21 protein-coding genes are annotated in these 23,025 nt (G+C 58.4%); 9 read left to right on the top strand and 12 right to left on the bottom strand.

Annotation, left to right across the window (positions count from 1 at the left end):
- Positions 1 to 55 precede the first annotated feature (55 nt).
- The 4 genes from ACI2KB_RS12275 to ACI2KB_RS12260 are packed head-to-tail and all read right to left on the bottom strand — an operon-like array spanning position 56 to position 3,887.
- On the bottom strand, positions 56 to 1,042 hold the full coding sequence (locus ACI2KB_RS12275; protein ID WP_404634809.1) for a hypothetical protein: 987 nt from the start codon (positions 1,040 to 1,042) through the stop codon (positions 56 to 58).
- Complete coding sequence (locus ACI2KB_RS12270) at positions 1,039 to 2,922, bottom strand: Mu transposase C-terminal domain-containing protein (protein ID WP_404634807.1); 1,884 nt, start codon at positions 2,920 to 2,922, stop codon at positions 1,039 to 1,041. The genes ACI2KB_RS12275 and ACI2KB_RS12270 overlap by 4 nt, the downstream gene beginning before the upstream one ends.
- The gene (locus ACI2KB_RS12265; RefSeq protein ID WP_404634805.1) at positions 2,919 to 3,575 is read right to left on the bottom strand and encodes a hypothetical protein; all 657 of its coding nucleotides are present in this window, start codon (positions 3,573 to 3,575) and stop codon (positions 2,919 to 2,921) included. The genes ACI2KB_RS12270 and ACI2KB_RS12265 overlap by 4 nt, the downstream gene beginning before the upstream one ends.
- A gap of 9 nt (positions 3,576 to 3,584) precedes the next feature.
- Positions 3,585 to 3,887 carry a hypothetical protein gene (locus tag ACI2KB_RS12260; protein WP_404634803.1) on the bottom strand — a complete coding sequence of 101 codons (303 nt, stop codon included), beginning with the start codon at positions 3,885 to 3,887 and terminating at the stop codon, positions 3,585 to 3,587.
- Positions 3,888 to 4,529: 642 nt separating this feature from the next.
- Between ACI2KB_RS12260 and ACI2KB_RS12255 the strand changes: the two genes are divergently transcribed.
- The gene (locus ACI2KB_RS12255) at positions 4,530 to 5,447 is read left to right on the top strand and encodes a LysR substrate-binding domain-containing protein (protein ID WP_404634801.1); all 918 of its coding nucleotides are present in this window, start codon (positions 4,530 to 4,532) and stop codon (positions 5,445 to 5,447) included.
- Positions 5,448 to 5,453: 6 nt separating this feature from the next.
- Here the strand turns inward: ACI2KB_RS12255 and ACI2KB_RS12250 are convergent, their stop codons facing one another.
- Positions 5,454 to 5,711: a hypothetical protein gene (locus ACI2KB_RS12250; RefSeq protein WP_404634799.1), complete on the bottom strand. Its 258-nt coding sequence runs from the start codon at positions 5,709 to 5,711 to the stop codon at positions 5,454 to 5,456.
- A gap of 215 nt (positions 5,712 to 5,926) precedes the next feature.
- Between ACI2KB_RS12250 and ACI2KB_RS12245 the strand changes: the two genes are divergently transcribed.
- The gene (locus ACI2KB_RS12245) at positions 5,927 to 6,244 is read left to right on the top strand and encodes a YqjD family protein (protein WP_166598242.1); all 318 of its coding nucleotides are present in this window, start codon (positions 5,927 to 5,929) and stop codon (positions 6,242 to 6,244) included.
- Positions 6,245 to 6,484: 240 nt separating this feature from the next.
- Here ACI2KB_RS12245 and ACI2KB_RS12240 read toward each other — a convergent pair whose 3' ends face one another.
- The 3 genes from ACI2KB_RS12240 to ACI2KB_RS12230 all read right to left on the bottom strand — a co-directional run bounded on the left by ACI2KB_RS12240 (position 6,485) and on the right by ACI2KB_RS12230 (position 8,523).
- Positions 6,485 to 6,838, bottom strand: coding sequence for a hypothetical protein (locus tag ACI2KB_RS12240; protein WP_404634797.1), 354 nt, complete (start codon positions 6,836 to 6,838; stop codon positions 6,485 to 6,487).
- Between the two features lie 222 nt (positions 6,839 to 7,060).
- Positions 7,061 to 7,186 (bottom strand): hypothetical protein, encoded by a 126-nt coding sequence (locus ACI2KB_RS12235; RefSeq protein ID WP_404634795.1) that lies wholly within the window; start codon positions 7,184 to 7,186, stop codon positions 7,061 to 7,063.
- Positions 7,187 to 7,350: 164 nt separating this feature from the next.
- Positions 7,351 to 8,523: a mandelate racemase/muconate lactonizing enzyme family protein gene (locus ACI2KB_RS12230; RefSeq protein WP_404634793.1), complete on the bottom strand. Its 1,173-nt coding sequence runs from the start codon at positions 8,521 to 8,523 to the stop codon at positions 7,351 to 7,353.
- A gap of 120 nt (positions 8,524 to 8,643) precedes the next feature.
- Here ACI2KB_RS12230 and ACI2KB_RS12225 point away from each other — a divergent pair, with 120 nt between their 5' ends.
- Both ACI2KB_RS12225 and ACI2KB_RS12220 read left to right on the top strand, forming a co-directional pair.
- Complete coding sequence (locus tag ACI2KB_RS12225; protein ID WP_404634791.1) at positions 8,644 to 9,513, top strand: LysR family transcriptional regulator; 870 nt, start codon at positions 8,644 to 8,646, stop codon at positions 9,511 to 9,513.
- A gap of 194 nt (positions 9,514 to 9,707) precedes the next feature.
- Positions 9,708 to 11,657 (top strand): sigma-54-dependent Fis family transcriptional regulator, encoded by a 1,950-nt coding sequence (locus tag ACI2KB_RS12220; protein ID WP_404634789.1) that lies wholly within the window; start codon positions 9,708 to 9,710, stop codon positions 11,655 to 11,657.
- Between the two features lie 241 nt (positions 11,658 to 11,898).
- Here the strand turns inward: ACI2KB_RS12220 and ACI2KB_RS12215 are convergent, their stop codons facing one another.
- The 3 genes from ACI2KB_RS12215 to ACI2KB_RS12205 all read right to left on the bottom strand — a co-directional run bounded on the left by ACI2KB_RS12215 (position 11,899) and on the right by ACI2KB_RS12205 (position 17,248).
- Entirely contained in the window at positions 11,899 to 13,305 is a 1,407-nt protein-coding gene (locus ACI2KB_RS12215) for an NAD(P)/FAD-dependent oxidoreductase (protein WP_404634787.1), read from the bottom strand.
- A 141-nt stretch (positions 13,306 to 13,446) separates the two neighbouring features.
- Positions 13,447 to 14,889 carry an aldehyde dehydrogenase gene (gene aldA / locus ACI2KB_RS12210; protein WP_404634785.1) on the bottom strand — a complete coding sequence of 481 codons (1,443 nt, stop codon included), beginning with the start codon at positions 14,887 to 14,889 and terminating at the stop codon, positions 13,447 to 13,449.
- Positions 14,890 to 15,082: 193 nt separating this feature from the next.
- Positions 15,083 to 17,248 carry a PQQ-dependent dehydrogenase, methanol/ethanol family gene (locus ACI2KB_RS12205; protein WP_404634783.1) on the bottom strand — a complete coding sequence of 722 codons (2,166 nt, stop codon included), beginning with the start codon at positions 17,246 to 17,248 and terminating at the stop codon, positions 15,083 to 15,085.
- Between the two features lie 344 nt (positions 17,249 to 17,592).
- Between ACI2KB_RS12205 and ACI2KB_RS12200 the strand changes: the two genes are divergently transcribed.
- The 5 genes from ACI2KB_RS12200 (at position 17,593) to ACI2KB_RS12180 (ending at position 21,942) form a co-directional block, all read left to right on the top strand.
- Complete coding sequence (locus ACI2KB_RS12200) at positions 17,593 to 18,225, top strand: paraquat-inducible protein A (protein ID WP_404634781.1); 633 nt, start codon at positions 17,593 to 17,595, stop codon at positions 18,223 to 18,225.
- The gene (locus ACI2KB_RS12195; protein WP_404634779.1) at positions 18,222 to 18,836 is read left to right on the top strand and encodes a paraquat-inducible protein A; all 615 of its coding nucleotides are present in this window, start codon (positions 18,222 to 18,224) and stop codon (positions 18,834 to 18,836) included. Before ACI2KB_RS12200 ends, ACI2KB_RS12195 begins: the two co-directional genes overlap by 4 nt.
- The gene (locus tag ACI2KB_RS12190; protein ID WP_404634777.1) at positions 18,829 to 20,511 is read left to right on the top strand and encodes an intermembrane transport protein PqiB; all 1,683 of its coding nucleotides are present in this window, start codon (positions 18,829 to 18,831) and stop codon (positions 20,509 to 20,511) included. Before ACI2KB_RS12195 ends, ACI2KB_RS12190 begins: the two co-directional genes overlap by 8 nt.
- Positions 20,508 to 21,119: a membrane integrity-associated transporter subunit PqiC gene (locus ACI2KB_RS12185; RefSeq protein WP_404634775.1), complete on the top strand. Its 612-nt coding sequence runs from the start codon at positions 20,508 to 20,510 to the stop codon at positions 21,117 to 21,119. The genes ACI2KB_RS12190 and ACI2KB_RS12185 overlap by 4 nt, the downstream gene beginning before the upstream one ends.
- A 358-nt stretch (positions 21,120 to 21,477) precedes the next feature.
- Complete coding sequence (locus tag ACI2KB_RS12180) at positions 21,478 to 21,942, top strand: helix-turn-helix domain-containing protein (RefSeq protein ID WP_404634773.1); 465 nt, start codon at positions 21,478 to 21,480, stop codon at positions 21,940 to 21,942.
- Positions 21,943 to 22,029: 87 nt separating this feature from the next.
- On the opposite strand, the gene araH is transcribed toward ACI2KB_RS12180, so the two are convergent.
- Positions 22,030 to 22,998 carry an L-arabinose ABC transporter permease AraH gene (araH, locus tag ACI2KB_RS12175; RefSeq protein WP_404634771.1) on the bottom strand — a complete coding sequence of 323 codons (969 nt, stop codon included), beginning with the start codon at positions 22,996 to 22,998 and terminating at the stop codon, positions 22,030 to 22,032.
- Positions 22,999 to 23,025: the final 27 nt, after the last annotated feature.

The raw sequence follows: 23,025 nt of genomic DNA, 5'->3' as shown, positions 1-23,025 counted from the left end.
GACCTGCTCCGGATATCGGGCAGCAGGACTACCCCGTTCCCTGCCGCGACCCTGGTCAATCATCAACGGCGTCTCTTGACCGGCCAGCCAACGTGTCCAGATAAAGGGTAAAGCTGACCTCCTCGATCAATTCTTTGGCAAATGCCTTATGAATATTGAAGTCCGTGGCATCGTTGCCATGGTAGTCTTCAAAGATCGCTTCAACCAGCAGCGTGAGATGCTTCATCGGGATAGGGCACTCCTCGACTTCGCCATGATCGGCAATGGCTTGCATGAACGCCTCCCAGATCACGCCAGCCGCCTCCCTGAGACGAAAGCCTGAAGCGTACGCGATGGGAAAAAAGAACCGGGTAAATGGCCAATCCGCATCACCTTCCGTAATGGTGTCGTAGCCCTCCAATACGACCTTCAATTCTTCAACGTCCCTGACGCCGGAAAATTCGATCACCTGCCGCATCAGCCGATCAATCACCACGCCGTTACCGCGTTCGATGTAGGCGTCCCGGGTCGTCATCAAGGTTCGCTGCCCCACCATCACGGTAATCAAGCGTACGTTGACCCGCTCCAGCTTGTCGTACACCTCACACACCCAGTTGATCTGCAAATCAGTCCACTTATGGGGTTCATCGATGAAGAGCAAAAACAGACGCTTCGCGTTCATCCCGCCCTTTTTAATCATGGTGTCGACTGCGCGCCTTTTGCACTCCCCCGAACTTCCACTCGTGGAGATTTTGAGCTCCTTGCACAGATCCGCAAAAAAATCGCGCTCCGAAATGTACAACTTGGTTTCGCCATCCAGAATCGCAGAGCGCAACCCTGGGTATTGGGATTCTGCGACCTTCTGCAAGTATTTTATCGCTGAGGATTTTCCGATGCGCCATTGTCCCCATACAATCAGCCCGCCTGTCCGCCTGCGCAACGCCTTATTAAGCTGTTCCCACGCCAGCGATATGGCATCTGTCGCAATCAGATAATCCTGAGAACACAGCGAATGCTCTTCTATCGCTTTGGGTCGTATGAGAGAAGAATCATGATCCGTCACTTTTTATTCCCTCTCAGAATAAAGCCTTGCGTCAGGCGCTCAGTGGGTTTAACAACCGGCCTGGGGGCATTCTCGGTTTTAGCGGGAAGCGTAGCGGTACCGACATGTTTGAGATTGTAGGTGGCCGCCTCGCGCTCCTTGGTGCGCTCGGATGACTGCAACCGGCGCAACAGATCAGTGATGGAGTCGCCTTCTTGGTACGCTAACCTTCCCACTTTCAGCGCCCTCTGAATCCTCAAACGCAACTTCTCGCTGTGAGGCAGTGCCCAGAGCGCGGGGGGAGAAACATCGCCCAAGTACCCCCCCTTCAGGTTGTAAACGCGCAAATATGAGATATTCATGGGGTCCCACTCAACCATCACCTCTTCTCCCACGACATGACTGAGCGCGGGCAAATTTCGGTATCTGACTCCTTTGAAATTGATATATGCGCTGTACGGCCCATCCCGGCAAACTCGGACCATTGCCGTGCGCGAGACAAACTTACGCAGCATACGATTTTCAGTGCGTACCTTAGGGTAAATGAGCCCTTTTTCCTGCGTCATCCGGACAAACAAATCCAACGGACTGTGCGGTGCGATGCCAGAATGGGGCCGACCGTTATAGTCCGAAATCACCACATCCAATGCATGATGCATTTCTTCCACCGTTAACAGGAGCGACAGGTCACCACCCCGAGGTTTCAGACGCTCTCTGATCTGGTCTTGCGTGGAAGAACCGGTGCTACCCACTATTCGATGAGAAAAATTGTCCACCAAATAGCCAAAAAAGCGCTCCACGATAGGCCGCTCATTGGGAGTGTGCGGTGGTCCAAAATCGTCGATACAGCCCACCACATTGCGCAATTTATGTTCGACATCCTTGGCCTTGTGGGCCATGGCGTTGTCCATCTTGTAAATGAGCGCAGTGCTCCACGCCAACTCGGGATCCCGTTCGTTAGGGAACCCGCCTTTTGACTTGTAGGAAAGCCCCGCGATCACCGGCACAGGCCGGCGATGAGGTGCCAGCGAATTGTAAATTGCCGTCAAAATATCGGTTTGATCATAGTTCTTGCCAAACGCCAGGCTATAGCCCAACACACACCGGGTGAATGCATCGATCACTAAAATGATCCACAAGGTCTGTATTTCTGTCCTGCACACCAGCCCAAACGTATCAACCTCTTCCACGGTGATACGACAATCTATGTTGTGCCCATCCAGCTCAACTTCCTGAAGCGGCTCAGTCAGTGGCAGAATGGCAAGGTCTTCGGTACTCCGTTCCCCAGCGCGTTTTTCTGCCTGCTTCTGGGTGACCCTCTTCAGCAAGTGCCTCGAAAAGCTACGCTCAGCTTTATCAGCCCGGGTAAACGGGTACTCCGGCGCGACAATTCCGAGTTCTTCACACTTGCGGATAAACCCCCGGTAACAATCGACTAGCCGAGCAGTTCCTCCCTCATTACGCGTCTTGTAAAGCCCGGCATACCGATCAATCAGTTTCTCCAGGTCAGGGTAGCGCTTGAGTAACAGAGAGAACATCCCCGTGTCACCTGCTGGATGCTGACTGTCGGTCTCAGTCACTATGTCCATCCGACGCTCATTCGCCTCAGTGCGAAGCTGAATAATTGCCGCTCTGTACCCTACATAATGCCCTTCCTCATCAGACTCCATCGCCTTCTTGATCATCGAATACAGAGACGACTTCGCCACACCGTAGCGATTTGAAATTTCTTGGTTACTCGCCTGATGACAGAAAAACGCCTGCAACGCTAACAGTCGATTTTGATTCTTGTCCCGCAGATCATCGGGATAAACGCGCAGGTCCGGAACTTCCCACGCTTGGAAATCTATCCCTTGCTGCAAAACCTGCGCTCTTGAAAAACGTTTTTTGCCTTCACTCATTTCAGATCACCACTGGCCGCGCAGATGATGACAGACTTGTGAGAAAGCGCCTTTTCACGCAACGAAGGCAAACAAAAGCGCCCTGCACGAACCATCTCCAATCCAAATGCCACGCCCTTCCCGTCTTCGAAACCTACAAGCTGATCAAAATCGCCGAGCAAACACTGTGATTCACAATTCAGATCAAAAATAAACCGCTTGACGCTATCGGCTGTGATGTCGTGCCGCCAGCGGGTAATAAGCGCTAGCGTTTTAAGGCGATTCCAAACTTCAATACGCGACGCACTAACAGGGTCCTGCCCAATTCGCCTGGTTTTGATTCCTATGGCCGCGCAGGCTTTCTCGAAGGCGTCCTCAACGGCTTCATTCCCTGGTCCGGCCACGTAAGCCAGCACATCCTCATTCAGGTATTCGAGCTTGAATGATATGCGCAGACTTCCCCCGTCAGTCTTGAACGGCTTGTTCAAGGGCTCGAAACTAAGCAGCCGGGAATCAAATTCGAAACGCGCCCACTCGACCAACTGCGTTTTGTAGTGCATCTCTAATGCACAATGATTTTTCATGCTAAATACCCGGAACAAGTGAGCACCCTTCGGGCGGGGTGAGCGCCTAGCTTCGGCCACGTCAAGAAAGTCCAGTTGTTCGTCGCGCATACAATCACCTTAAGACGAAGTCATTTGACGAGTAATCAATGGACGCAGTTGATTCACGCCTATAGCGAACGGAGGGCGATAGATCAATTCGACGATGTATTCCCTGACCGGCAACAGCGCAGCGAACCAAGACTGCCCGGCCCGATAAACACACAGCCACGCGCGATCGGGGCTTTGCCAACGAGCGAACGGCACGATGAGGAATGGCGGTTTTTGAATCTGAAAGTACGCAAGAGACAGCGGAAGCGGCACGGCCGCCGATGGGGAGAGGTCTACAGGAACGGCCCAGATGGCCAAAACTAAAATCAACACGCACGCCTTATCTCCATTGTGAATTCAATGTCGAATTCTTTAGAAAATAAGGAGTGCTGGTTCCTCTTAGGTATTCTGGGAGCACCCTTATGTAGCAGCGTTCACGTTATCCATATCGCTACAGCATTGACAATAGATTATTTTACAACAAGCTACATAAAGCCATAATTAAAAACTATCAAACGATCTAGTGCGAGCCTCGACCAACCGTAAAAATTCAACTAAATCAATGAGTTGAGTGAAAGACACCCTTCACGCGCAGGCCATATTGGGCGATTAAAAGTCCATGAATTGCGTCCTAACGGCTAAAAGTCCAGAATTTACGTCCTAAAAACGACACTGATATGGACTTTATCCAGAGATTTCAGCGCCCGTTATTGGCGGTCTACGAAAAGTCCAATAATTCTGTCCCCTCGACTAAAAGTCCAGAAACTCTGTCGCTCACCACGCACCCTTGTGGACTTTATAGGTCCAGAAAATGTAAAAAACTTATGCTTTTAAGGCATGCAAACAAATAAAAACTTCTTTTTTATACTTCTAACTCTCATTTCTACTCAAAAAGTCCAAGAGGTGCAGTCCATTAATTCTGTCGGTGCACGCCACCGGCCAACATGAATAAAGCCCGATTCCGTTGTGAATGATATGAACCAAATGAATATCGCAAACATCGACCTCAACTTGCTGAAAGTTTTCGAAGCCCTGCACGACGAAGCCAGCGCCAGCCGCGCCGCACTGCGTCTGGGGGTGACGCAGTCGGCGGTCAGCGCAGCGTTGCGGCGTTTGCGCGATGTGTACGGCGACCCGTTGTTCGTGCGCACGGGACGAGGGCTGGCGCCGACCTTGCGCGCCGATCAACTGAAACCGGTGATCACCGACGCCCTGAACAAATGCCGCCAGAGCCTGGCGATGCTGGACCCATCCGGTGGGCATTTCGAGGGACGCTCCGTCGCCATTGGCCTTTCCGATGACTTTGAGATTGCCTTCGGCCAGCGCCTGATCGAATCGATACGTCAGCGTGCGCCGGGGTTGCGGCTGATTTTTCGCCAGACCCATAGCCAGATCGTCGGCACCGCGCTGATGGAGCGCAGCATCGACATCGCGATTGCGTCAGGCGGGTTTGCCGACCGCCTGCTGAGCCGACGGGTATTGGGGGAAGGCCATTATCTATGCCTGGCCGACCCGGCCAGTCTGAAACCGGATCAGCGACTGTTGAGCCTTGAAGAATTTGTGGCCCGCGAACAGATTCTGGTCTCGTCCGGGGGGTTCATTGGCATGGTGGATGAGGGCCTGTCGAGTCTGGGGCTGACACGCAAAGTCTGCGCTTCTACCACCCATTTCGCCGCCCTGCCCCATCTGCTCAAGGGGACTGACGCAGTGTCGACGATTCCAGGCCATGCGGCCGAGGCCATCGCGAATCTGACGGGGCTGGCGCTGTTGCCCTGTCCGCTGCCAATGCCGCGTTATCCGATCGAACTGGGCTGGCGAACACTGGCGCAAATGGACCCGGCGGTGCTGAAAGTCCGCGAGGCGATCGAGGCGCTGTTCCAGGCAGCGCCGTAGAAAGGCTCAGCCTCGGGCAGCGGCGACCAGGCGATTCACTTCGGCACGCACCATGTTGGCGTATTCGGGGGGCGACATCGCGTCCAGTTCCGCGCGCACCCACTCCGACCATTTGCCCTTGCGCTTGGCGCGCTCGCCCATCAGCCGGGCCGCCTCTCCCTTGGCCTTGCCCAGATTGCTCTGCCACAGTTCGAAGAGACGGGATTTTTCGTCTTCGATGGCGGCGCGCTCGGCAAGGGACTTGTTGGCCAGGTTGAAACTCATGACGTTACCTCTGTGTACAGGACGCGGTATGCAAAAACGGACGCTTCGTGACAGGCCGCAGCCCGCGACGAAGCGTCAGCATCTTACACCCCTCGCCCCGAATCCCCGATCACATTCGTCGCTCTTTTTGCGCCGCGCTGGAAATACGCTGCAACTTTTTCCGATCCGTGCGACTCCATTGCTCACTGCCATCATCAACTGAAAGGAAATTTGCCATGGCTCGTAAAACCGCTGCCCAAAACGCCGCCGAACAGATCCAGGATCAAGCATTCAGCGAATTGGCCGCCCTGATCGAAGAGTCCGACAAACTGCTCAAGGACAGCGCCTCGCTGGTAGGCGAAGAGGCAGAAACCGTGCGCGCGCAGCTGAGCCTGAAACTGAAGCAGGCGGTCGACTCGCTGGGCAGCGTGCGCGACAAGACCAAACCGGCGGTGCAAGCCACCGAAACCTACATCGGCGGCCACCCGTGGCAGACCGTTGCTGTCTCTGCCGGGTTTGGTCTGGTGGTGGGATTGTTGCTGGGACGTCGTTGATCTCCAGGCTTTAAACAGATCCAACAGTGTGGGAGCCGGCTTGCTGGCGAAAGCGGTGGGCCAGTAACAGATGTTGCAACTGACTCGACGCATTCGCCAGCAAGCCGGCTCCCACAGGTTCAGCGTTTAACACGAAATTTGGATTCGACATGATCTTTGTGAGCCGCCTTGGTGCGGGCGGCGTTCCGACGAATGCAGTTGACCCGACAGCATAGAATCTCCCACAGGCCCGAGAGCCTCTCAGGATTTCGGCGCAATCACTTCCAACTGTGACAACCGGTGCCCCTTGACCAGCGCAGCATCGATGTCAGTCTTGGCTTTCTCGGCCGCTTCCTGGGACTCGAACGGCCCGATCATCACCACTTCCTTGCCCTCGACCTTGACCACGTAGGACGGGTAATGGTGTTCGACCAGCCAATAGGCCATGTCGCTCAAGGCTTCTTTCAAGTGAACGCGAATGGTCCACTGTGACGATGCCGGGGTCGGGGCCTCCGCGACCGAATCTGCGGCCGACACCTTGGGCGCCGGGGCCGGTTTCCCGCCATCGCAGCCTGCCAGCATCACTACCGCCACCATCATTGCCATCTTGCGCACGTCTGTCGCTCCTCGTTTGAAGTGGCGGGAGTCTACCACTGCGCGTCATGGCGAGTTGTAACGCAACTTGTCAGCGTAGCCGGACGGCCCGCGAAAATCCGTAGGCAGCCCACCTTTGCCCTTCAGACCTGCGACTTTCCGACGCGGGCTGTATTCAACGCTTCAGGGTTTCTTTCACCGCCTGCGCTCAGCGTTGCCAATTCTCGCGCCGCCTTCGCTTGGTCAAACGACCCGTCCCACTTGGCCATCGCGATGGTGCCAATACCGTTGCCGATCAAATTGGTTGGCGATGCCGATCAGCACTTGCACGTAGAGCTGGGAATACCAGCGGGTCGAAACCTGTTCCATGGGATGCCTCACTGTTGTTTTTGTATGAGGGGAAAGGACTGTTCGTGACAGAAAAGTGATCTGTAGGAGTGAGCTTGCTCGCGATGGCGACGTAACAGTCATCACATCAGGTGTAGATACACCGTCATCGCGAGCAAGCTCACTCCTACAGGGGCCAACGGGACTTAGGCGCCCTCACCCAGCTCGCGCATCACCGCATACAGCGCCGACTTGGCTTCGAAGCCCACGCCCGGGATGTCCGGCAGGCCGACATAACCGTTCTCGACGCGAATGCCGTCGGCGAAACCGCCGAAAGGCTGGAAGACGTCCGGGTACGACTCGTTACCCCCCAAATGCAGGCCGGCTGCGATGTTCAGCGACATTTGATGGCCGCCGTGAGGGACGACGCGACGCGAGGACCAGCCCAGTTCCTTCATCACGTCCAACGTGCGCAGGTATTCCACCAGGCCGTAGGACAGCGCGCAGTCGAATTGCAGGAAATCGCGATCCGGGCGCATGCCACCGTGACGCAACAGGTTACGGGCGTCCTGATGGGAGAACAGGTTTTCTCCGGTGGCCATTGGCAAGTCGTAGTGGTTGGCCAGTTCCGCTTGCAGCGCGTAGTCCAGCGGGTCGCCGACTTCTTCGTACCAGAACAGGTTGTACGGCTTGATCGCTTCGGCATAGGCAATGCCGGTTTTCAGGTCGAAACGGCCATTGGCGTCCACCGCCAGGCGCTGACCATCACCTACCACTTCCAGCACCGCCTCGATACGGCGGATGTCTTCGGCCAGCGGCACGGCGCCGATTTTCATCTTCACCACGTCGTAGCCGCGGTCCAGGTAGCTCTGCATTTCTGCCTTGAGCTTGCTCTGGTCCTTGCCGGGGTAGTAATAGCCGCCCGCCGCGTAAACCCAGACCTTGTCGTCCGCCACACCGTCGCGATAACGGTCGGCCAGCAGGCGATACAGCGGCTTGCCTTCAATCTTGGCCACTGCGTCCCACACGGCCATGTCGATGGTGCCGACCGCGACCGAACGCTCACCGTGACCACCCGGCTTTTCGTTGGTCATCAGGGTCTTCCAGATGGCGAACGGGTCGAGGTTGTTGTGTTCCTTGTCGATCAGCGATTCAGGATTGGCTTCCAGCACACGGGCCAGGAAACGGTCGCGCATCAGCGCGCCTTGACCATAACGGCCGTTGGAGTTGAAGCCGTAGCCGATCACCGGCTTGCCGTCGCGAATGACATCGGTGACGACGGCGACCACCGAGCAAGTCATCTTGGAAAAATCGATGTAGGCGTTGGCAATGGGCGAGGCAATGGAAACCGTCTTTTCGCGAATATCGACGATACGCATGGGTGACTCCTGTGGTTTTTGGTAGAGAGGTGCGGCGCGTGCTGGGGCTCACTCTAGGGCTGGACCTTTCGCGGCGGCCAATGCTAAAAACGCGGCACTCAATGCGCGGACGGCATCACGATGGAACTGGTTTGGCTGGAAGACTTCAACGCGCTGGCGCAGAGCGGCAACTTCTCCCGCGCTGCAGAATTGCGCCACGTGACCCAACCGGCGTTCAGCCGCAGGATCCGCGCGCTGGAGACCTGGGTCGGGGTCGACCTGTTCGAGCGCACCACTCAGGGCGCGACCTTGACCGACGCCGGGCGGCACATGCTCGACAGCGCGCAGGAGATGACCCGCCGCCTGTATCAGATGCGCCATGAAGCGCGAGAAGTCGCCGGAAAGCAGGCACGTTCGCTGCATTTCGCCGCCACTCATTCGCTGTCGTTCACTTTCTTTCCAGGCTGGGTCAGGGCTGCCGAGCGCACCAGTCCGATCGAGGCGATACGCCTGCATTCGGACAACATGCGGATCTGCGAACAGATGCTGCTGGCGGGTGAAGTGCAGTTTTTGCTGTGCCATCAACACCCGGACGTGCCGCCGCAATTTCCGGCCGAATCCTTTCATTCCAAAGTGGTGGGCAGCGACCTGTTGATCCCGTTGCAGGGTCAGTCCGCCGAGATGACCGGAGCATCTGCCGAGTTGTCGCTGCTGGGCTACACCGCAGAATCGGGACTGGGGCGGATCGTCTCCGCGCGATTGCGCAAAGAAGCGCAGCCACCGAATCTGCACACCGTGTTCAGCTCACACCTGGCGGCGGTGCTGCTGTCGATGGCGCTGGAAGGAAAAGGCGTGGCCTGGCTGCCGAAGACGCTGGCGGAGCCGGAGATTGCCAGTAGCAAGCTGGTGCGGGCGCTGGATGCGCACTGGGACATTCCGGTGGAAATCCGCCTGTTCAGGCCGACCATGGCGCTGAGTGATTTTGCCGAGGACTTCTGGGCGAAGCTCTAAAACGATGCTCTGTAACGGCCCAGCTTACCGGCGATGACGATCTTGAGAACGCCACCGCCGGCAAGCCGGACTGCTACAGATCGGATTGTGTAACGCACACTATTTTTCTCAGCAGCTAGTCTAAAGTTTCACACCCACCGCAGATGTCACTCCACATGCTTGGGTTACCAAAACAATAAAAAAGGAGATGCTTCATGTCGTTGCAGCGTTCAGAACAGGGGCCGACCGACCTCAAGGCGTTCGTCGGTGACTACTTCCCGGACCGCAGCCTCCCTTCCGACGGCCTGATCGTTCAGTCGTGGTATCGCAGCGTCGTAGAGCACGGTCTGGAACCTGCCGGGCGGGGCAACAAAGTGATCCTCAGTGCCGCCGAAATCCATCGGCATCAGGCTTTTCATCACGATTACATGTCCATCGCAGGCCAAGGCATCAGCGGGCTGGCCAAGCGCGTCGGCCAAGCGGGCTTTGCCGTGCTGCTCAGCGATGAACGGGGCATCACCCTGGACTCCCGCGTGCCCACCACCGGCAGCGATTACGTCGACTCGGGCCTGATCATCGGCTCGCGCTGGGATGAATCGCTGGTGGGTACCAACGGCATCGGCACGGGCCTGGCCTCGGGCAGCCCGTTGATCATCCATCGTGATGAACACTTTCTGCGCGAAAACGACCGCCTGAGCTGCTCGGTATCCCCCATCTTCGATTCCCTGGGCAACGTGCGCGGCTGCCTGAACGCCTCGTGCCTGAACAGCAACGGCCCGAAAGAGGCGCAATACCTGACGTTGCAACTGGTGATCATGTACGCGCGTATGATCGAAAACGCCTACTTTCGCCACAGCCATCGCAACACCCTGACGCTGATGATCAAGCCCTGCGAAGAGATCAGCGACCTGGCCAACGAACAATTGCTCGCACTGGACGATCAGGGCCGGGTGATCGGCGCCAACCGTGCCGCCTTCGTCGAACATGAAACCCATGGTCATGGCCTGTTGCTGGGGCGCAGGCTGAGTGAGCTGTTGTCGGTGGACGTCGACGAACTGCTGCGCCTGTGCAACGGCGGCGCCGATGCCACGCGGCTCGACAACGGGCAGCGGCGGGTGGAAATCGGCCTGCGCATGCCGGTCAAGGTAGGCGCAACCTCCACCGCCGAACCTCGCCGCGTTTCAACCGCGCATCCCGCGCCCACGCTGGACCAGCTCAGCGGCGCCGATCCGCGTCTACAACAGAGCGTGGCGCGCGTGTACAAGGTGCTGGACAAGGATTTGCCCATTCTGATCAACGGCGAAACCGGGACAGGCAAAGAGGCTTTCGCTCGCGCGATTCACCTGGCCAGCCGACGCCGCACAGGCCCTTTCGTGGCGCTCAACTGCGCGGCAATTCCAGAGACACTGATCGAAAGCGAGCTGTTTGGCTATCGCAGCGGCAGCTTTACCGGTGCCAGCAAAAAGGGCATGAAAGGCAAGCTGGAAATTGCCAATGGCGGCACCCTGTTTCTCGACGAAATCGGCGACATGCCCGCGCATTTGCAAACCCGCCTCTTACGCGTGCTGGCCGAACGGGAAATCTCTCCGTTGGGCGCCGATGCGCCGCTGCCGCTGGACATTCAGGTGATCTCTGCCACCCACCAGAATCTGGGACAGATGATCGCCACCAAGGCGTTTCGTGAAGACCTGTTCTACCGCCTCAATGGCATGAACCTGCACCTTCCTGCGCTCCGTGAACGCAGCGACATTCGCCAGGTGATCGAAGCCGTGCTGCGCGACCAGCCCGGTGGAGAAGATTGTCGTCTCGACAGTGCGAGCATGGGCTTGCTCAGTCGCTACCGCTGGCCAGGCAACATTCGGCAGTTGATCAATGTGCTGCGTTACGCCGTCGCATTGGCCGAGAACGGCTTGATTGACAGCGATTGCCTGCCTGCCGAGATTCACGACCAGACACTCTGCTCCACGAACGAATCGGCGTCTTTGATCGAGCGCCCGCCGCTGGCGCAACTGGCGGCAGACGACGAAGGCATACGCCTGCTGGAGATGCTGCGTCGTCACCAATGGAACATCAGCGCCGTGGCCGACGAATGCTCAGTGGCGCGCTCGACCCTGTATCGGAAGATGAAGAAGTACGGGATCGTGCAGCCTAATCTCATGAATTGATCCGACAAGGACGCATCGTTGGAACTCCCCTTTTCCAATCGTCGTTGTGGGGGATTTTGTGGTGGCTGGTCAACTGCATTCGCCACCCAGTTGGCTCCCACAAGGTTTGCGGCGAATCCAGATCTTGATATCGACGCTAAAACTGTGGGAGCCGGCTTGTTGGCGAATACGGTCTGTCCGTCAACGTGATGTATCTGACCCGATGCTTTCGCCAGCGAGCCGGCTCCCACAACTGCGACGCTCACTTCATGAACCCCTCCATGAAATCCGCGATCCCGCTGGCAATCTTCCGTCTCCAGACCGGCGTCGCGGGATTGGCCAGCGTCTGATCTTCACTGACAAAACTGCGGATGATCGCGTTGTAGCCCAGCCAGCGACACGGCTCAGGCTCCCAGGCTTTGAGCCGATTCAGGCCGCCCTCGCGAATCACCCAAGGCTGATGAACCAGAGGGCTGTCGCGCTCCAGAATCAAGTCGGCCAGCGTGCGGCCGCCCAGGTTGCTCGCGCCAACCCCCTCTCCACCGTAACCACCCGACAGGGCAATCCCGTTGACCCGATCACAGAGCATGTGAGGATGGAAACGTCGCGACATGCCCAGGTTGCCGCCCCATGAGTGGGTAATGCGCACGTTCTTCAATTGCGGGAAAAGCTCACCGAACAGGTAGCGACGCAGTTGAACTTCACTGTCGGTCAGGTCGAAGTTTTCTCTCAGGCGCCCACCCAACTGATACCCCCCGCGCGCGCCGAAAATCAATCGGTTGTCCGCCGAACGCTGACCATAGGTCACCTGTCGACTGCTCTCGCCGAACGCCTGGCCGTCGTTCAGACCGATTTCATCCCAAACGCTGTCCGACAATGGCTCTGTCGCGACAATCAGGCTTTGCACCGGCAACTGATAACGGCTCAGCGCAGGCATTGTCGCGGCATAGCCCTCGACAGCAGGAACCACCCAGCGGCAACGAATCTGACCCTGCGCCGTCGTCACGCGCCCTGTAGCCCAATCCGTCGCGGGAGTTCGTTCATAAATCGGCACGCCCACCTGCTCTACCGCCCGCGCCAGCCCCCGGACGAGCTTTGCAGGCTGGATCGTCGCCAAATGCGAAAAATGAATCGCGCCGTACGCTTTGGCAATGCGCAATTGGGTCCCCAATTGTCCGGGCGTCAGCCATCGGTAATCGGCCTCGGTCAACCCCTGCTTGTAGAGTTTTTCGAGGTACTCGCGCAGACCTCTTTCCTGCTCGGGGTATCGGGCCGCACAGTACAACGCCCCGCCTTTGCGGTAATCGCAGTCGATACCTTCACGGTCGATGACGCGCTTCACCTCATCGGGAATGTCGAACAGCAATTCATAAGAGGCTCGACGCGCATCGACTGCCAATCCGGCGAGCAGGCGCTCATCGCCCAGCAGATTGCCCATTACCCAGCCGCCATTGCGCCCGGACGCGCCGAAACCTGCGGCCTGTGCTTCGACGATCACGACGTTCAGATTCGGGGCGTGCTGTTTGAGGTAGTAGGCGGTCCACAGCCCGGTGTAGCCCGCGCCGATGATGGCCACGTCGACATCGAGGTCGTGCTGCAATGACGGCCGGGGCAACAGGGGTTCATTGAGTCGATCCATCCATAAACTGATCGTTTCCCACGCTGGCATCGCCACTCTCCATTGACCTCGGTTGAGGGTGTCGATGCTAGTCGGTAGTGACAGCATGTGAAAGCCGACGCATCAGTATCGCTTGGCGTAGCGTAATCGCGAATGAATTCACTCCCACATCGAGGGACTGAGTCGCTGCCATCAAATCTGGATATACACCACATGGGTATGGGTGAACTCATACACCCCATGCTTGCCATCCGCGCCGCCGATACCGGACTTTCGGATACCCGCGTGGAAACCCTGCATCGCTTCGAAGTTCTCGCGGTTGATGTAGGTTTCGCCGAAATCGATCTCGTTGCACGCCTTCAGCGCCGCGTTGAGGTCGCGGGTGTAGATCGACGACGTCAGACCGTATTCGCAATCGTTGGCCAGCGCGATGGCTTCATCCAGGTCGTCGATGATCTGGATCGGCAAGACCGGCCCGAAGATCTCCTGACGCATGATGTCCATGTCCTGGCGGCAGTTGGCGAGCACCGTGGGCTGGTAGTGAAAGCCCTTGCCGCCCTTGTCCGCGACCGCGCCACCGGTAACGATCTGCGCGCCGCTGCCCACAGCCGTCTTCACCATCTGCGCCACTTTGTCGAGCCCTGCCTTGTTGACCAGCGGCCCCATGTCCAGCCCGTCTTCAGCCAGGGGGTCGCCATATCTGGTCGCTGCCATGGAGGCACTGACGCGCTCGATGAACCGATCGGCCACCTTGCGCTCGACGTACACCCGCTCGGCGCAATTGCACACTTGCCCGGTGTTGATCACCCGCGAAGCCGTGATCGCTTTGACGGCCAGATCCAGATCGGCATCCGCCAGCACAATGGCCGGGGCCTTGCCGCCCAGTTCCAGATTGAGCTTGGTAATGTTGTGTGCCGCAGCCGCCATGATGCGCTGGCCCGTGGCAACGCTGCCGGTGAAGTTGACCATGTCCACGTTCGCACTGGCGCTCAAGGCATTGCCCACGGTGCCTCCTTTACCTGACACGATGTTGACCACGCCTTTGGGCAGATCGGTTTCGGCCAGCAATTTGGCGAACTCGAAACAGTTGATCGGGGTTTCTTCGCTGGGCTTGATGACGATGGTGTTGCCGGTGATCAGCGCCGGAGCGAGTTTGCGGGCGATGAGGAAGAACGGGAAGTTCCACGGCAGAATCCCGGCGACCACGCCCAGCGGCTTGCGGAACACGAAGATGTTTTCGCCGGGCCGGTCGCTGGTGAGGATTTCACCTTCCAGGCGGCGCCCCCACTCGGCCATGTAATCCAGATAGTCGGCGGTGAAGTTGACTTCCACCCGCGCCAGCCCCAGTACCTTGCCCTGCTCGGCGGTGATGATGCGAGCCAGACGCTCGGCGTTGTCACGCACCTTGCTGGCGATGCGACGCAGGTAACCGGCGCGTTCGTTGGCGGGTTTCTTCGCCCAGGTTTTCTGCGCCGAGCGCGCAGCGGCGATGGCCCGCTCGACCTCACTGAGGCTGGTTTCCGGCACTGAACCGAGCCGTTCGCCGTTGGCCGGGTTGAAGACGTCGATCAGGTTGTCGCCGGGAATGAACGCGCCGTCGATATAGCTTTGGTAGATCGGGTTTGAATCGCTCATGGGTATGCCTCTGCTGATAGATGTTCGTGAGCACAGTGTTTCTGAGGCACCTGATGCAATCCCTGTGGGAGCCGGCTTGCTGGCGAATGGGTTGGGTCAGTCACAGCAGAGTCGACTGACACGCCGCATTCGCCAGCAAGCCGGCTCCCACAGGTTTTGCACCACGGTTTTGTGCTGTCGCAATTGGATGCCTTTACTGATTCGCTGCCGTCCTCGCCGATGCCATCTCTTTCTTCAGGTCATTGGCGCGTTTGATGATGTACTGATGCACCAGCTCCACCTCCTCCGGCTTCAACTCCTCGGCAAACGACGGCATGCCATCATTGACCCGGCCGCCATAGACGATGCCAAGGAACATCTGGTGGTTTTCCTTGCTGAGCATGCGCAGATCCGGCAATACGCCGCCGCTGATGGCGTTGATGCCGTGACAGGTGTCGCAATGGCCGTTGAACAGCGCGCGGCCTTTGTCCACCTGCTCGGTGGTGCCGGTGAAGGCCGGGGGATCGACCTTGCGGTCGGCGTATTTGTATTTCAGGTCTGGCAGCTTCGCGGTGCCGCCGAGCTTGTACGTCAGCACTTGCGCGTTGGGCTTGACCCCGGCGCGCAGCGACAAGGCCCCGGCGAAGGTCGAAAACGCCCCGCCCCACCCGGCCATGAACGTCACGTACTGCTCACCATCGACCTCGTACGTCACCGGCCCCGCCATCACGCCGGTGTTGGCCGGTTGCTCCCACAACACTTTGCCCTTGTCCGCCGAATAGGCGACGACGCGCCCGTCGGCGGTGCCCTCGAACAGCAGGTTGCCCGCCGTGCTCAGGGTGCCGCCGTTGAAGATGGTCGAGTACGGCACTTCCCAGCGCGCCTCTTGCTTGAGCGGGTCCCACGCGATCAGCTTGCCCGTCCAGGTGTCCGCCAGTTTGCGCAGACCGTCGGGGTCTTCGGGCATCATCCCGGTGTTGACCTGCAACTGGTACATGCTCTTGAACTTCTTGCGCGGCGGTTGGCCGTCGACGTCCTGATACAGCGCCGACATGATGTGCGCCGGGATATAGACCAGCCCGGTCTGCGGGTTGTAGGACATGGGCTGCCAGTCGTGGGCGCCCCAGAATGCGGGCTGCACCAGCAGCGCTTTCTTCTCCGGGTCGCGCCAGTAGACCGCCGCTTTCTCATCGACGATGGGCCGTCCGGTCTTCATGTCGACACCCGTCGCCCAGTTGATCGGGACGATGTTCTTGGCCGACAGCAATTCACCGGTCTTGCGGTCGATGACGTAGAAGAAGCCGTTCTTCGGCGACTGCATCAGCACCTGGCGCACTTTGCCGTCGATCTTCAGGTCCGCGAGCATGATGTGGGCGGTGGCGGTGAAGTCCCATGCGTCGCCTGGCGTGGTCTGGTAATGCCAGACGTATTCGCCGTTGTCCGGATTAATGGCGACGATGGACGACAGAAACAGGTTGTCACCCTTGCCTTCCGAGCGCAGACGAGGATTCCACGACGAGGCGTTGCCGACGCCGATGTACAACAGGTTGAGCGTGGGGTCGTAGGACATCGAATCCCAGACCGTACCGCCGCCGCCCTGTTCGACGAACTTGTCGCCATACCAGGTCTTGCTGGCGATCTCCATGGCCTTGTTTTCCGGCGGCCGTTTCGGGTCACCCGGCACGGTGAAGAAGCGCCAGTCCTGCTTGCCGGTGTTGGCATCGTAGGCAGTGATGTAGCCGCGCACGCCGTATTCGGCGCCGCCGTTGCCAATGATCACCTTGCCTTTGACCACCCGAGGCGCGCCAGTGATGGTGATGCTGCGGTTGGGATCGGTGCGGGTGTCCACCGACCAGACCTTCTGCCCGGTCTTGGCGTCGATGGCCTCAAGGCGCCCGTCGAGCACGCCGACAAACACTTTGCCCCCCCACACCGCCACACCCCGGTTGACCGCGTCGCAACAGGCCTCGCCCGCGCGGCTGCGGTCAGACTGCGGATCGTACTTCCACAGCAGCTTGCCGTTGCGGGCATCCAGCGCGTACACCACGGAAAACGGCCCAGTGGTGTACATCACCCCATCGACCACAATGGGCGTGGCCTCCACGCCCCGGTCAATGTCCAGCTTGTAGGTCCAGGCCAGGCCCAGCGTTGAAACGTTTTGATCGGTGATTTTTTTCAGCGGGCTGAAACGCTGTTCGTCGTAGGTTCTGCCGTGGCTCATCCAGTTGCCAGGCTCCTGATCGGCGGCACTGATGCGCGCACCATCCACGGCGGCGGTGTCGGCGGCATATGTCTGAGGCGCCAGGGCGATGCCCAGCGTCAGGGCCGTGAACAACAGCGAAGGGTGAGGAAGTCGAAGATTCAGACCAGATCGGTTCATGGGGCTCTCCGTTTCTTATTAGAACCGGACGCGTCTGTGCTCCGGCTGGAAAGCCTGAGAGCAAGCGCTGTGCCACGCCGATGAAACGTCGACTTTTCAGGGGTTTGTGCGTTTTTTCCCACACGCACATCTGGTTTATCGCGCTACACTTGTCGCGTTTTCAGCGACACACGTCGCAACACCTCATACACCGACGCCACAACAAACGTGCTTTCATTCAGTTGTTTTGCCTGACCCCTCGCTCAGCACCGAACGCGATGCTGGCATTGTGGTCAATGTCCTGACACGCACGCCTTTGAAGCCAGACTATCGTGAACACGCCCACCTCCCCGACGACGGCGCCGATGAGCAGTCGCCCGACACCGCTGACCGATCCTGCTCAGTGGATCATCTGCGAGCACTGCGATTCGCTGTACCACGCCCAGCCCCTGAACAAGGGCGAATCGGCCTATTGCCTGCGCTGTGCCGCCGTGCTGGATCGCGGGCATCGCATGAGCATCGAGCAGATGCTGGCGCTGAGCATTGCGGCGGGCATCATGTTCATTTTTGCCAACGTGTTCCCGGTGATCAGCATCAGCATGAAAGGCCTGCACAACGAAGTGACGTTGTGGGGGTCGGTGGAGGCGCTGGCTCAGGGACAGATCACGCTGATCGCACTGGTGGCCGGGCTGGCGATCATTCTGGCCCCCGCGCTGCAAATCGCCCTGCTGTTCTGGGTCCTGATCCACGCCCACCGCAACGAAATCGCCCCCGGTTTCAAGACCTGCATGCGCACCCTTGAACACTTGCGGCCCTGGAGCATGCTCGAAGTCTGTTTGCTGGGCATTCTGGTGGCCATCATCAAACTGGCGGGCATGCTCGACGTGCACCCCGGCGTGGGTCTTTGGGCGATGGCGATGCTGATGGTGTTGATCGTGCTGATTGCAGGCAAAGATATCCGGCGCCTGTGGAATGAATTGGGGGTAGAGCCGGAATGAACGGCATTCCCTATGCCCGCGAGCATAACGTCACACTGTGCCATGTGTGCAGTTACGTGTGTCCCGAAGACGCTCATGACTGCCCGCGCTGCGACTCCCCTGTTCACACCCGAAAGCCCGACAGTCTGGCCCGCACTTGGGCGTTTCTGATCGCGGGCCTGATTTTCTACATCCCGGCCAACGTCTTGCCGGTGATGTTCACCACGCTGCTGGGCAGCGCCAGCGAGAACACCATCATGAGCGGGGTCATCGAGTTCGCCGAAAGCGGCTCGTGGGACATCGCCATTCTGATTTTCATCGCCAGCGTGCTGGTGCCATGCATCAAGTTCGTGGTGCTCGGCATGCTGCTGGTGACCTGCCAGCGCCGTAGCCAGTGGGCCATGCGCGAGCGCTCGCGGCTTTATCGCTTCATCGAGCTGATCGGTTATTGGTCGATGCTCGATGTGCTGGTGGTCGCGTTGGTGGCGGCGCTGGTTCAGTTCCGCGGTCTGAGCACCATCGAGCCGCGTCTGGGCATTCTTTTTTTTGGTTTGGTGGTGGTGATGACGATGCTCGCCGCCATGAGTTTCGATCCCCGGTTGATCTGGGACGCAGAGGTTGAAGATGTCTGATAGCACCCTACCCCCATCGGCCCCCGAGCCGGTACGACCGAAGGTCAAGGCCCGAAAGGCGCGCATTTCACTGGTCTGGCTGGTGCCGATCGTCGCCGGTGTGATCGGCCTGTCGATGGTCATCCACGACTTTCTCAATGTCGGCCCCAAGGTCGTCGTCAGCTTCCTGACCGCCGAGGGTCTGGAAGCCAAGAAGACACAGGTCAAGTACAAGAACGTAGTGATCGGTACGGTCACCGACATCGCCCTGAGCGACGACCGCACTCATGTGCTGGCGACCATCGAACTGAATCAGTCGGCCGCCCAATTCACCCATGCGGATACGCAGTATTGGGTGGTCCGTCCACGCATCGGCGCCCACGGCGTTTCCGGGGTCGACACCCTGTTGTCCGGCGCTTTCATCAGCGCCGACCCCGGCAGTTCCGACAAGACCGAAAAAAACTTCACCGGTCTTGAAACCCCGCCACCAGTAACCTACGGCGACAAAGGTAAGCGGTTCATTCTGCACAACGACGACCTCGGCTCGCTGGACATCGGCTCGCCCGTGTATTTCCGCCGGATTCAAGTCGGCCAGGTGGTCGCCTATGAGCTGGCCAAAGATGGCAAGGGCGTCGATATCGAAATCTTCGTCAATGCCCCCAACGACGCGTTCGTGCTGACCGATTCGCGCTTCTGGAATGCCAGCGGCGTCGACGTCAGCCTGGGCGCAGCAGGACTGAAGGTTTCGACCCAGTCGCTGACCTCAATTCTTTCTGGCGGTATCGCCTTCCGCGAACCCAAGTACAGCCCGGACGCCAAACCGGCCGAGGCCAATACCGAATTCAAGCTGTTCGAAGATCAGGCCACCGCTCTGGCCCCACCCGATGGCGAACCCAAGTACATTCGCATGCGTTTCAACCAGTCACTAAGGGGATTGGTGGTCAACGCGCCGGTGGACTTTCTGGGCGTGAACATCGGCCGCGTAGTGTCGGTAGATTTGGATTACGACCCGGCCACGGGTACATTCCCCGGCGTCGTCGGCGCGGTGATTTACCCGCAACGTCTGGGAGCGGCCAACGACAAACTCAGGGAGCAGGCCGGGAGTGGCGATGAGGAAGAGCAAACGTCGCGCATTCTTGGGCGTTTCGTCGAGCGCGGCCTGCGGGCGCAGATCCGCACCGGCAACCTGCTGACCGGCCAGCTCTACGTGGCCATGGATTTCGACCCCAAAGCGCCAAAAATTGCTTACAACGCCAAGGCACGCCCGATGGAAATTCCGACTATCGCGGGCAGCTTCGACAAATTGCAGGAACAACTTCAGGCCTTCGTCGACAAACTGGGCAAGATCCCTATCGATGAACTGGCCAATAACCTCAACGGCAGTTTGGTCGAACTTCAGAAAACGATGAAAAACGTCAACGGCCAAGTGCTTCCGCAAGTGACCGGAACCTTGCAACAGGCACAGAAAACACTGGGCAACGCCAACGCTACACTGTCGGACGATTCGCCGGCCCGCCAACAATTGGGCCAAGCCATGGAGGAAGTGCAACGCACCGCCCGTTCAGTACGGGTGTTGACCGACTTCCTCAGCCGCCACCCAGAATCACTGATTCGGGGTCGTACCGGCGATGCAGCGCCCGGTTCGTATAAAGGTTCGTCTTCTTCCCGTGAAATTGCCCCGGAGCCCGCGCCATGACCGTGCGTACCCATCTTCTGACGCTGGCCTGCGCACTGGGCCTGGCCGCTTGTGCATCCACGCCGACCCGCTACTACACCTTGATCGCTCCCGCCACTCAGGCACAGCCGTTGGCGGCGCAAGCGCCCTTTCAGTTCGAGATGCAGCCTGTGCTGATGGCAGTCCAGGTCGATCAGCCTCCGCTGGTCGTGCGCCAAGGCGACGGCAGTCTGGCAATCCTCGAAAATGAACGCTGGGGCGCGCCGCTGGGCGACGAGTTCCATGATGCGCTGACCGGCGAACTGGAACGCCGTTTTGGGACCCGCGATCTGGCGGGACTGCCCAAACAGGCCGATCAGCCAGTGCTCTCGATCCGAACGGATGTGCGGCGTTTTGAATCGGTGCTCAATCAATATGCCTTGATCGATGTGGTCTGGAACCTGAGCCTGCGAAGCAACGGCGCCCAACGCCAGAACCTGACCTGCAGCAGCGTCATACGTCAGCCTGCCGGGACCGGCATGGAAAATCTGGTACTGGCCCATCAGAAAGCCGTTGCGAGCCTGGCCAATACCATCGCTAAAACCGCCACTGACTGGAGCCATCAAACCCACTTGCGTTGCCCTTCCTGAATCCTTTTCCAATAACAGGGATTTAACAAGTTGAGGCATCTGTATACAGGTGCCTCAGCATGTATTACCCACTCAAATAACAACCCTCAATTGAATAGCCCCCTCGGATAACCTTGTACATCTTTTTCGAACCCGTCCAGTTTTCGCCTTCCAAGTCATACAACTGTTTAATAATAATTCAATCTCAATCGATTGGATCCCTTCCCACCCCAATCGGATATTCGCTATTGTCACGTCCATTACAGAACCTCCTCACCGGGGGGGATGTGGCAATAACCAGGTGTTTGGGTTAATTGTTCATTCAGTGAAAGTCAGGGTGTGGTGTGGCGGCAGGGCGACAAGAAAAAAGGAGGCACACATGACAGGGATTGGTCCAAGACTCAGAGAAGAGCGCACACGCCTGAAATTGTCTCAAAGCGCATTGGGCGCAATCGGGGGTGTTGAAACCAATGCGCAGGGTAATTATGAAAGTGGGGCACGGTCACCAAAAGCCGATTATTTACTGCGTATCACGGGGGCTGGCGTAGATATCAATTATGTATTGACCGGTGTGCGCCAACGGGAAAATGATGGCACTTTGTCTTCGATTGTTCCTCATGATCCTGTTCACCATGAGCACTTTGAGAAAGTGACCCACCAACTGCATCGCAATCTCCATGGACTCATTGACGCGCTGTACCAGATGGCGCTGTTGATTGAACTGCGCGCCAACGACACTCAGGATGAGACCACGAAAACCGAGCTCGAAACGGTGCGTGCACAAGCACAAGAACTGGCCCAGGCTTCCGTACGATTGATTTTCGAGACCTCAAGACTGACCTGAATACCCAGCGGCGTCGACGATCAACAATACACGCGGGGGTGAATGATTTCCTGAGTGAAACCACCCCCCGCCCCACTGCACCGCTGCCTAGCGACGCTTCAAACGGTCAATGATCACCGCCAACAACAGAATCGTCCCGCGAATCACGTACTGGTAGAACGTGTCGATGTTTTTCAGGTTCATCGCGTTTTCGATGATCGCCAGAATCAACACGCCCGCGATTACGTGGCGAATCATGCCGATACCGCCGCTCAGCGAGACGCCACCCAGTACGCAGGCCGAGATCACGGTCAACTCGAAGCCCTGACCGATCATCGGTTGGCCCGAGGTCATCCGCGAAGCCAGCACCACGCCCGCCAGAGCACCGATCAGACCGTGAACCGCGAAAATGATGATCTTGGTCCGGTCGACGTGCACCCCTGCCAGCAGGGCGGCTTCCTGATTGCCACCGATGGCCAGCGAATTGCGGCCGTAGGTGGTGTAGTTGAGCAACCAGCCGAAGAACACGAAGCAGACGACGGTGATCAGAATCGGTACCGGCACGCCGAACAACTGACCGTTACCAAACACGAAGAACCCCTCGTCCCCTACCCCGACGGCCTTGCCGTTGGAGAAGATGTACGCCAGCCCGCGAACGATCTGCATGGTAGCCAACGTCGTGATCAGTGCGTTGATGCGCAGCTTGGCAATGACGATCCCGTTGATCAGGCCGACCAGCAGCCCCATGGCCAATGCGGCCGAAACGCCAAGAAACACGCTGTCGGTGTCGCGAATCACGATTCCGGCAATCACGCCAGAGCACGCCAGCACCGAACCGACCGAGAGGTCGAAATGCCCGGACGCCAGACAGAACAGCATGGTGCAGGCCGCAATCCCCACGGTGGAAATCGCCAGCCCCAGGCCGCGCATGTTCAACGGCGACATGAAGTTATCGATGAGTAAGGCACAGAGCACGAAAATGCCCAGTGCGGCCAGAAGCATGGCCCAATCGTCGAAGAACCGACGCAAGTTCATACCCTGACGGGGGGCCGTCAGACGGCTGGTTTCGGTAGACATACGCACCTCGTTTTTGTTTTTCACGTC

It is taken from the genome of Pseudomonas sp. NPDC088444 (assembly GCF_044900175.1).
GTDB lineage: Bacteria > Pseudomonadota > Gammaproteobacteria > Pseudomonadales > Pseudomonadaceae > Aquipseudomonas.
Note: the sequence above shows the minus strand (reverse complement) of the source record. Positions and strands in the feature narration are given on the sequence as shown.